At 68.0% G+C, this 9,591-nt stretch carries 10 protein-coding genes; 5 read left to right on the top strand and 5 right to left on the bottom strand.

The features are described 5' to 3' along the window. Both SFU54_RS06010 and SFU54_RS06005 read left to right on the top strand, forming a co-directional pair. A partial coding sequence (locus tag SFU54_RS06010; RefSeq protein ID WP_319015383.1) for a citrate/2-methylcitrate synthase occupies positions 1-490 on the top strand: 490 nt, incomplete at its 5' end. 14 nt (positions 491-504) lie between these two features. Continuing rightward, positions 505-1,347 (top strand): aldo/keto reductase, encoded by an 843-nt coding sequence (locus tag SFU54_RS06005; RefSeq protein ID WP_319015382.1) that lies wholly within the window; start codon positions 505-507, stop codon positions 1,345-1,347. Here SFU54_RS06005 and SFU54_RS06000 read toward each other — a convergent pair. The 3 genes from SFU54_RS06000 to SFU54_RS05990 are packed head-to-tail and all read right to left on the bottom strand — an operon-like array spanning position 1,344 to position 4,102. Beyond that, positions 1,344-2,183, bottom strand: a complete 840-nt coding sequence (locus SFU54_RS06000) for an MBL fold metallo-hydrolase (RefSeq protein WP_319015381.1) — start codon at positions 2,181-2,183, stop codon at positions 1,344-1,346. The two genes, SFU54_RS06005 and SFU54_RS06000, sit on opposite strands and share 4 nt — an antisense overlap. Positions 2,184-2,222: 39 nt before the next feature. Continuing rightward, entirely contained in the window at positions 2,223-2,804 is a 582-nt protein-coding gene (locus SFU54_RS05995; RefSeq protein WP_319015380.1) for a CoA-binding protein, read from the bottom strand. Next, entirely contained in the window at positions 2,801-4,102 is a 1,302-nt protein-coding gene (locus SFU54_RS05990; protein WP_319015379.1) for an O-acetylhomoserine aminocarboxypropyltransferase/cysteine synthase family protein, read from the bottom strand. The genes SFU54_RS05995 and SFU54_RS05990 overlap by 4 nt, the downstream gene beginning before the upstream one ends. Positions 4,103-4,227: 125 nt before the next feature. Between SFU54_RS05990 and SFU54_RS05985 the strand changes: the two genes are divergently transcribed. After that, positions 4,228-5,475, top strand: coding sequence for a DUF418 domain-containing protein (locus SFU54_RS05985; RefSeq protein ID WP_319015378.1), 1,248 nt, complete (start codon positions 4,228-4,230; stop codon positions 5,473-5,475). 37 nt (positions 5,476-5,512) lie between these two features. Here SFU54_RS05985 and SFU54_RS05980 read toward each other — a convergent pair whose 3' ends face one another. After that, entirely contained in the window at positions 5,513-7,060 is a 1,548-nt protein-coding gene (locus SFU54_RS05980) for a dolichyl-phosphate-mannose--protein mannosyltransferase (protein WP_319015377.1), read from the bottom strand. A gap of 350 nt (positions 7,061-7,410) precedes the next feature. On the opposite strand from SFU54_RS05980, the gene rsmI reads away from it, so the two are divergent. After that, positions 7,411-8,226: a 16S rRNA (cytidine(1402)-2'-O)-methyltransferase gene (rsmI, locus tag SFU54_RS05975; protein ID WP_319015376.1), complete on the top strand. Its 816-nt coding sequence runs from the start codon at positions 7,411-7,413 to the stop codon at positions 8,224-8,226. 16 nt (positions 8,227-8,242) lie between these two features. Here the strand turns inward: rsmI and SFU54_RS05970 are convergent, their stop codons facing one another. Beyond that, positions 8,243-8,710, bottom strand: a complete 468-nt coding sequence (locus tag SFU54_RS05970; protein ID WP_319015375.1) for a hypothetical protein — start codon at positions 8,708-8,710, stop codon at positions 8,243-8,245. 48 nt (positions 8,711-8,758) lie between these two features. On the opposite strand from SFU54_RS05970, the gene merB reads away from it, so the two are divergent. Continuing rightward, positions 8,759-9,436, top strand: coding sequence for an organomercurial lyase (gene merB / locus SFU54_RS05965; RefSeq protein ID WP_319015374.1), 678 nt, complete (start codon positions 8,759-8,761; stop codon positions 9,434-9,436). Positions 9,437-9,591: the final 155 nt, after the last annotated feature.

Raw genomic sequence — 9,591 nt, 5'->3', positions numbered from 1 at the left:
GGGCGCGATCGGCGCGCTCAAGGGCCCGCTGCACGGCGGAGCGAACGAGGCCGTTATGCACGTCTTCCGCGAGGTCGGCACGGCGGATGCTGCTGCCGGGTGGCTCGCCGACTCCCTCGCCGTAAAGCGCAAGATCATGGGCTTTGGCCACCGGGTTTACAAGAACGGCGACTCGCGCGTTCCCACGATGAAGGCTGCCCTCGAAACTCTCGTCGAGCACTACGAGCGGCCCGAGGTGCTCGATCTTTACGACGCTCTCGAAAAGGCAATGGACGAGGCAAAGGGGATCAAGCCCAACCTCGACTACCCCTCGGGCCCGGCCTACGACCTCATGGGCTTCGACACGACGATCTTCACGCCGCTCTTCATTGCCGCGCGCGTCACAGGCTGGACGGCCCACGTGCGCGAGCAGCTCGCGGCCAATGCGCTCATTCGCCCGCTGAGCCTCTACACCGGGCCCGAGGAGCGGGTTCTTCCCACAGGCGACTAGGCGATGATGGCGTAATGATTGACGCGATTCATACCCCTCACCTGACGCTCAACGACGGCCACCGCATCCCGCAGTTCGGGCTCGGGGTGTGGCAGATCGACGACGACGAGGCGCAACGCGTCGTGAGCGAGGCGCTCGAGGTCGGCTATCGCCACATCGACACCGCGCGCGTCTACAAGAACGAAGCGGGCGTGGGTCGTGCGATCGCGGCCTCGGGCATTCCGCGCGACGAGCTCTTCATTACGACCAAGCTGTGGAACAGCGACCAGGGTCGCGACACCGTGCGCACGGCCGCCGAGGCGAGCCTCGAGCGGCTCGGTCTCGAGCAGGTCGACCTGTACCTCATCCACTGGCCGTCGCCGAAATATGGCAAGCACGTCGAGTCATGGGAGGCGATGATCGAGGTGCGCGATGCCGGGCTTGCGCGCTCGATCGGTGTCTCGAACTTCATGCAGGCGCACCTCGACGACATTGCCGCGGCGACCGACGTCGTACCCGCGGTCAACCAGGTCGAGCTGCACCCCGCCTTTCAGCAGCGCGAGCTGCGGGCGTATCAAGAACCGAGGGGCATCCACACCGAGTCATGGAGCCCCCTCGGCAGCGCGCAATACGACCTCGCCGAGTTGCCCGGTTTCGCCGCCATCGCCGAGCGCCACGGCAAGACCGTGCAGCAAGTGGCGATTCGCTGGCACCTGCAAGAGGGCCTCATCGTGTTTCCGAAGACGGTGCGCCGCGAACGGATGCTCGAGAACGCCGCGGTCTTCGACTTCGAGCTCTCGGCCGATGACATGGCGACGATCGCCGCGTGCGACCGCGATCAGCGCGTCGGCGCGCACCCGCTTAACACTGACTTCTAGAGGGCAACCTCGGTGCGCACGCCCAGCGGCGTGGGCACGAGCAGCGGGCCGCCCGCGGGTGACTCGAGGCCGGCGAACTCCCGCTCGAGAGCGTCGCGGCCTTCGCTGAAGTGCGTCCACTGGTCGACGTGCAGCCCGACGACGCGGCGCGCGCCGAGTGCGAGCGCGGCGGCGCGGGCCCGCTCGGCGGTGAGGGTGAGGGGCGCGTCGATGTCATCGACGCGCGCGGCTCCGGCAAACAAGAGCGCAGCATCCACGGCCCCATAGCGGGCCGCGATGGCTTCGACGACGGCGACCTCGGAGTTGTCGCCCGAAACATAGACGGTCGGGTGCCCGGGCGCGGTGAGCAAGAACCCGCACACGGGGCCGAGTCGCTCGGCCCATTCGTCGGGTCCGTGCTGGGCGGGCAGTGCGTGCAGGCGGGCTCCCGGTGCGGCGTGCTCGGCGACCTGTTCTCCCACCACGAGCGCATCATCGAGGGCAATGCTCTCGTCATCGGCGAGGCCGATCACGCGCGCTGACCCGCCTCGCGCGGCGAGATCATCGGCGCCGACGGGCGTCGTGACCACGAGGGGCAGAGTCAACGAGAGTTCGCGTCCGGCGTGGTCGAGATTGTCTTCGTGGTGGTGATGCGACACGAGAGCGGCATCGATGCGACCGAGCGCCTCGAATGCCACGGCGGGCCCAGCCGTCTTCTCGAGATCGTCGGGGTCAGCGCCATACCGCTGCGGCTCGTCGAACGTCGGGTCGAGCAGTAGGCGCAGGCCGGCCCACTCGAGCAGGGCGGTGGGGCCGCCGACGACCGTGACGGCGATGGATGCTGAGCTCGTGGTCATGCTGCGACCCTAGCCGGGCATCCCCCTGCCAAGTCGTGATTAGCGCAGCTGCTTCTTGGCCGAGATGACGCCGGTGTCGAAGCCCATGAGGTGCAGTCCGCCGTGGAAGCGAGCGTGCTCGACCTTGATGCAGCGGTCCATCACGACGGTCAGGCCCTTCGACTCGCCATAGTAGGCGGCCTCTTCGTTCCAGATGCCGAGCTGAACCCAGACCGTGGAGGCGCCCACGGCGAGCGCGTCGTCGATGACAGAGGGAATGTCGCTGGCCTTGCGGAACACGTCGACAATGTCGGGCACTTCAGGCAGCGATGCGAGGTCGGGGTAGGCGGGCTGGCCCAAGATCTCCGTCGCGTTGGGGTTGACGAAGTAGACGCGGAAGTCGCTCGACTGCTGCAGGTAGGTGCCCACGAAGTATGAGCTGCGCGCGGGGTTGGGTGACGCGCCCACGATCGCGATGCTCTTTGCGCGGCGCAAGATTGCGAGGCGCTCCTTTGCCGAGGGCCCCACCCACGTACGCTGCGACTTCAGCAGCTTGGCGAGGGGGGAGCTCGCGGGGATGGCACAGGTCAGGCCGTTCGCGAGGGTGACCGTGGCGGTGTCGGCCGTGGTCGCATCCGTCATGCTGCAGCCCCCTTCAGCGCGGCGTCGAGCGCCTGGTCGAGGTCATCAATGATGTCGTCGGCGTCTTCGATGCCCACCGAGAGACGCACGAGACCGGGGTGAACGCCGCCGTCGACGAGCTGCTGCTCGGTGAGCTGCGCGTGCGTCGTCGAGGCAGGGTGAATGATGAGGGTCTTCGCGTCGCCGATGTTGGCGAGGTGGCTCGCGAGGTTCACGTTCTCGATGAGGCCCTGGCCGACGGCGCGGCCGCCCTTGACGACAAAACCGAAGACCGAGCTCGGGCCGAGCGGCAGATACTGCGCGGCGCGCGCGTGGTGGCGGTGCGAGGGCAGCCCCGCCCAGTTGACGGTCTCGATGCGCGGGTCGGCCTCGAGCCACTCGGCAACGCGGCGCGCGTTGTCGACGTGCGCCTGCATGCGGTAGGGCAGTGTCTCGACGCCCTGAGCGAGCAAGAACGCCGAGTGTGGTGCGAGAGCCGGGCCGATGTCGCGTAGCTGCTCGGCGCGCAAGCGCGTGAGAAAGGCGTACTCGCCAAAGTTGCCGTACCAGGTGAGCCCGCCGTAGTGCGCGACGGTTTCTTCGAAGAGCGGAAAGTTGTGGTTCGACCAGTCGAAACGGCCCGACTCAACGACGATGCCGCCGAGAGTCGTGCCGTGTCCGCCCAAGAACTTCGTGGCCGAGTGCACGACGACGTCGGCTCCCCACTCGATCGGGCGGCAGAGGTAGGGCGTCGCGATCGTCGAGTCGATGATGAGCGGCAGGTTCGCGGCATGGGCGACATCGGCGAGGCCGGCAATGTCGGCGATCTCGCCGCTCGGGTTGGCGATCGTCTCGGCGAACACGAGTTTGGTGCGGCCCGGGATGATCGCCGCGGCGTAATCGGCGGGGTCATCGCTCGCCACAAAGGTCGTCTCGACCCCGAACCGACGCAGGGTGACGTCGAGCTGCGTGACCGAGCCGCCATAGAGGTTCGACGAGGCGACGATGTGGTCGCCCGCGCCCGCGAGCGACGCGAAGGTGACGAACTGCGCGCTGAGGCCGCTCGAGGTGGCCACGGCTCCGAGTCCACCCTCGAGGCTCGCCACGCGCTCTTCGAAGCTCGCGACCGTGGGGTTGGCAAGGCGACTGTAGATGTTGCCGTATTTCTGCAGTGCGAACCGGGCCGCAGCATCCTCGGTCGAATCGAACACGAAGGCGCTCGACTGGTAGATCGGCAGGGCGCGAGCGCCCGTCGCCGAGTCGGGAACATTGCCGGCGTGCACGGCACGCGTGCGGAAGCCATAGTCGCGGTCGGCCATAGCCTCAGGCTAGCCGGGGAGCTGGTTTCGTGCAGGGGGCCGCGTTACGCGACGTAATCTTCGCGTTTTCTGAGTTGCGGGCCGATCGCTTGCATCTTCGTGTGTAGTAATAATACGATGCGATCATGACGACGGATGCTCAGCCCGCACCCCTTCCATCGCCCCAGGCCCCCACCGCTCGCGCCGACCGCGCGCTCGCCCCCGACATTGCTCGCGGCCTCGTGCTGCTCGGCATCGCCGTGGCGAACGTGCCCTTCTTTTTGTATGGCCGCGAGCTCGGTATCTTGCTCAAACCGGTGACGGACGCCACGGCCGACCCCTGGGTCAATGCCCTCGTGGCGACGCTCGCCGACAACCGCAGCTATCCGCTCTTCGCGCTGCTCTTTGGCTATGGCCTCACCCAGTTGCTCACGCGCGAGCAGGCCCGCGGCACTGAATGGCCCGACGCACGCCGCCTGCTGCTTCGTCGCAACGCGTGGCTCATTGCCTTCGGTGCCGCCCACGGCGTGCTCTTGTTCTTTGGCGACATTCTGGGCACCTACGGTCTGCTGGGCCTCGCGCTCGTCTTGCTCATTCGGGCCTCGGGCCGCACGCTCGCGATCGTCGGCTGGCTCTCGTTCGGCTTCCTGATCGTGGTCGGAGCCCTCGAGGGTCTGAGCGGCCTCCTCGCGAAGTTCGGGGGAGGGGCGGCGCCGAGTGCCGCGCTCTTCAACTCGGCGGGCGCCGAGACGTTCCCTCTCGCGGTGCTCTACCGCCTCGGCGAGTGGACGATTGGCATGATCTCGGTGCCGTTCGGCGGCCTCGGCCTGCTCGCGCCCATGGTTCTGGGCATGTGGGCGGCGCGCTATCGCGTGCTCGAGAATCCCGTGAATCACCGGCGCGCGCTCAGCCTTGTGGCGGGCATCGGTATTCCGGTGTCGGTGCTCGGGGCCCTGCCGATCGCGCTTGCCTTGCTCGGCGTCATCGAGCTCTCGCTGATTGCGGAGCCCTTCGCGGCGATGCTGCACGCGGCCACGGGCGCCGTGGGTGGTGCCGCCTATGTCGCGCTGATCGCGCTCATCATCGGCGGGCGCGGCTCGGGGCGTGAGCTCGGTAGCCCCACGGCCAAACCGCGCGGGCCGATCTCACGAATGTTCGCGGCTCTCGGGCAGCGGTCGCTCAGCGGCTACCTCACCCAGTCGCTCGTGTTCGTGATCGTCTTCGCGCCCTACGGACTCGGGCTCGGTGCTACCGCGAGTGTCGCCGAAGCCACCCAGATTGCCGTCATTACGTGGCTCGGCACCCTCGTGATCGCGAACGTTCTGGCGGCGCTCGACCGCTCGGGCCCGGCCGAATGGTTGCTGCGCCGGGCGGTGTACGGGCGGCGGGGGTAGGCGCCGACCCCGGCCGTGGACCCCTCTATTCACGCGACTAGATCCACGAGGTCATCCAGTACCGCAGCTGAATGAGTTCGATCGGGGTCGGGATGCCCGTCCACAGGGGCACGAAAAACGCGCTCACGGCGAGCAAAAACAGCATGAGCACGAGCACGATGGTGCCGCCGAGTGCACGCCGCGGGGTCGGGTCGGAGGGTGCTCCGAGCACGCGGCCGAGCAGCATCGTCAGGGCGAGCACGAGAAACGGCGTAATGACGATCGTGTAGAAGAAGAACATCGTGCGCTCGGGGTAGAGCAGCCACGGCAGCCAGCCGGCGAAGACCCCGGTGAGCACGACGGCGATGGCCCAGCCGTCAGCGGGGAGGGTCGGGCCAGTGAGGCCGCGCACCCGTCGAATCGCGAATGCCATCAGTACGCCCACGATGACGATGACGGCGAGCACCGAGCCCCACCAGATGAAGGGGTTGGGAATGCCCGTGATCGACTCGGCCGTTCCGTTGCCGAGGTCGTTGTAGTGCATGTAGGTCGGCCGCAGCAGCAGCGGCCAGCCGATCGCCGGAGCCTCATAGTTGTGGGGGCTCGACTCGTTGACGTGGTAGCCGTAGATGGCGGTCTGGTACTCCCACCAGTTCTGCAGGGCATCGGGCAGGCTGCCCAGGATGCCCGGCAACCGATTCTCGTCGGTGACCTCGCGGGTGCGGCCGTAGCCGCCGCTCGTCGCGAACCAGCCCCACCAGGTGAGCAGGTGCACAGCGAGCGCGCCGGGAATCATGAGCACGAATGAGACGGGGCCTTGCCGCAGCACCGTGCCGCTCATCCAGATGCTGACGCCGGCCTTCCGGCGCTCGATGGCGTCGGCGACGACGGTGAGCACGGCGAAGGCCGCGAGTAGGTAGAGCGCGCTCCACTTGACGCCGGTGGCAAGACCGAAGGTGAGGCCCGCCGCGAACAGCCAGGGGCGGTTCCAGAAGGCCGGGCCCCAGTCGGTCGATCGCGGGGGGTCGGATGCGCGGCGTTCGGCAAGCCACGATTCGAGCGAGCGGCGCACCTGCTGCCGGTCGAGCACGATGAAGATGACGGCGAGCACGATGAGCAGAGCAAGGATGCCGTCGAGCAGGGCAACTCGGCTCATGACGATGGCATTGCCGTCGATCGCGATGAGCAGGCCGGCGATGCCCGTGAGCACGAGCCGTGTGAAGAGCAGGTGGGCGAGCAGCATGACGAGACCCACGAGCACCACGCCGGCAACGGCGGTGCCGAGTCGCCAACTCGCAGAGTTCTCGGGCCCGAAGACGCCGAGGCCGAGCGCGATGATCCACTTGCCGAGCGGGGGATGCGCGATGAACGACGCCAGCTCGCTCGGGCTGCCGGGTGTTCCCGCGGCCCACAGTTCGTTGGCGCCATCAGGCCAGCGCCCCTCATACCCGAGTTGCCGCAGCGATTCGGCGTCTTTCACGTAGTAGGTCTCGTCAAAGACGAGCTCGCCGGGATGCTCAATGCCAATGAGTCGCGTCGCCGCCGCCACCCCGAGCACAGCCGCGGGCACGGCGACACTGAGCATGCGGCGCCGAGCATCGTTCACGCGTTCATCGTAAGCCGAGCATCCGCCCCCGCGCCCGCCTGCCCCCGGCCCGACCGCTCGCTGCGCTTCCGCCCGCCCGCTCCGAGCCCGCCCTGCCTGCTGCTTCGCCGCGCTCCCTGCACGCAGCCCTGGCGCCGCGCTTCGCCACTCACCCATGCCCTTGCCGACGCTTCCACGGAATCGGAAGTTCGTGAGGCTAACTCGCAGACTTCCGATCCTGTGGAAGCGTCTCGGAAGTGATGGGCCTGGGCCACGAAGGGGCAGGGGGCACCGTGGCGCCCTGCGGTGTGGCGGGTGCAGTGAGGTCGGGCCGGGGAGGAAGCGGGGTGGTGCGGTGGGAGGATGGGCGCATGATCGTTCTCGCCGCGACGCCCATTGGCAATCTCGGCGACGCCAGTCGGCGGCTCATTGAGGCGCTCGAGTCGGCGACCGTGATCGTCGCCGAAGACACCCGCACCGCCGTGCACCTCATGCGCGCGCTCGGGGTCGAAAATCGCCCGCAACTCATGCCCCTGCACGAGCACAACGAGCGCGAGAAGTCCGCCGAGCTCGTCGAGCTCGCGCGCGAGACCGACGTGCTCGTGCTGACCGACGCTGGCATGCCCTCGGTGAGCGACCCCGGCTTCGTACTCGTCGAGACGGCGATCGCCGAGGGAGTCGGGGTGACCGCTCTGCCGGGGCCGAGCGCAGTTTTGACCGCACTCGTGCTGAGCGGGCTGCCCACCGACCGCTTCGTGTTCGAAGGCTTCTTGCCGCGCAAGGGTCGCGCCGGCGCCCTGAAAGCCCTCGCGACCGAGCCGCGCACGCTCGTGTTCTTCGAGGCTCCGCACCGCATTGCCGCGGCGCTCGCCGATGCGCGCGATGCCATGGGTCCCGATCGGCGTGCGGCAGTGTGTCGTGAGCTCACCAAGAAGTTCGAAGAGATCGCTCGCGGAACCCTTGCCGAGCTCGCCGACCGCTTCGCCGACGGCACCCGTGGTGAGATCGTGCTCGTCATCGAGGGAGCACCGGCGCGGTCATCCGATCTGCCGACGGCGCTCGCCGAGGTCGCCGATCGCGTGGCCGCGGGGGAGCGATTGAAGGATGCTGCCGCCGCTGTTGCTGCGGCGACGGGGCTCGGCACCCGCGAGCTCTACGAGGCCGCGCTTGCCGCTCGTCGCAGCTGAGGCTGACAGCGCTGACTTAGTCGCAGGAGTCGCGCAGGTCGAGCGTGACGGGAGCGCCCTGCTCTTCGCCGTCGACCGTGAGCAGCAGGCCGTCGACGCGACCCTCGGCCGAACCAGTGCGCTCGACCTCGACCCCGATGTAGGCGGCGGCGCCCGGTTCGATGGCGGTCTGGTCGAGATCGACGCCACCCACGCTCTCGCGGCCGGTTGACTCGAAGAGCACGGCGGTTGAGCGGGCATCCTCATCGATCGCAATAAAGCGGTCGATGATCTCGAGGCCCGATGATTCGAGCAGTTCGACGGCGTCGATCACGATGGGTTCGCTGGATGAGTTCGAGACGCCGATCGCGATGGTTCCTGATTCGCCGGCGAGGCATCCCGAGAGGTTGCCGAGCGGATCACTCGGTGACCCGCTGCACCCGGCCATCAGAAACGCAACGGTAGCGGGCACGGCGAGGGTGACGAGAGCGCGACGGGGATGCACGACTGCCACGCTACGCGATGCCCACGCGAGCGGTGCTACCGTCGCGACGTGACCCACGACGCGTCAGCAGAATTGCTCGAACCCCTTCGCCTGGCCGTCTACCGGCACTTTGCCGAAACGGGTCGAGCGCCCCGCCGCGAAACACTCCAGCGCGAACTCGCCGTGAGCCCCGGTGATCTCGATGCGGCGATGGCGTCTCTCGCGGCGTCGCGGCTTGTCGTGCTCGATGGCGACGGGTCCATCGTGATGGCGCACCCTTTCGCGAGCGTGAGCTTCGGCTTTAGCGTCATGGGCACCACGACGCTCTATTGGGGTGGATGCGCGTGGGACTCCTTCGCGATCCCTCACCTCGTGCCGCACGAGCCCCGCGTGCTGATCGCCACGACGTGCCCCGCGTGCGACCGAGCGCTTTCGTGGGTCGTGAGTAACGACGAGCCCCCTGCCGGAACCGAGCTCGTGCGATTCGCAACTCCTGCCGCCCGCGCATGGGACGACGTCGTCGCGACGTGCCAGAACCAGCGCATCTTTTGCTCGCAGGCTTGTATTGATCAGTGGACCGCTGCTCGGTCAGAGCCCGAGGGAACGGTATTCGATCTCTCGACCCTGTGGAGGCTCGCGCAGGGGTGGTACTCGGGTCGCCTTGACGCGAACTACCAGCGTCGCGAGCCGGCCGAGGCTGCGGAGTACTTTGCGGCCGCAGGCGTTCCGTCGTCGTTCTGGGCTTAGTTCGCGGCGATTGCGGGATGCTCAGCCGAGGTGCGCACCGCAGCGCGACCACGGAGGCACAAAGCCGACGGTGGCCTCGGCCACACTCGTGGCCGAGAACCAGCCGTCGTCGTACCGCAAGCGTAGGCCGCGGAGGCCCGCGTAGTCGGTGTAGT

The sequence above is a fragment of the Microcella sp. genome (assembly GCF_033763155.1).
Classification (GTDB): Bacteria; Actinomycetota; Actinomycetes; order Actinomycetales; family Microbacteriaceae; genus Microcella.
The sequence above is the reverse complement of the archived record's forward strand: the minus strand, read 5'-3'. Positions and strand labels throughout refer to the sequence as shown.

Excerpts from the sequence above, each read along its gene's own strand:
- SFU54_RS06005 (WP_319015382.1), top strand. The coding sequence starts at position 505 with ATGATTGACGCGATTCATACCCCTCACCTGACGCTCAACGACGGCCAC.
- SFU54_RS06000 (WP_319015381.1), bottom strand. The coding sequence starts at position 2,183 with ATGACCACGAGCTCAGCATCCATCGCCGTCACGGTCGTCGGCGGCCCC.
- SFU54_RS05995 (WP_319015380.1), bottom strand. The coding sequence starts at position 2,804 with ATGACGGATGCGACCACGGCCGACACCGCCACGGTCACCCTCGCGAAC.
- SFU54_RS05990 (WP_319015379.1), bottom strand. The coding sequence starts at position 4,102 with ATGGCCGACCGCGACTATGGCTTCCGCACGCGTGCCGTGCACGCCGGC.
- SFU54_RS05985 (WP_319015378.1), top strand. The coding sequence starts at position 4,228 with ATGACGACGGATGCTCAGCCCGCACCCCTTCCATCGCCCCAGGCCCCC.
- rsmI (WP_319015376.1), top strand. The coding sequence starts at position 7,411 with ATGATCGTTCTCGCCGCGACGCCCATTGGCAATCTCGGCGACGCCAGT.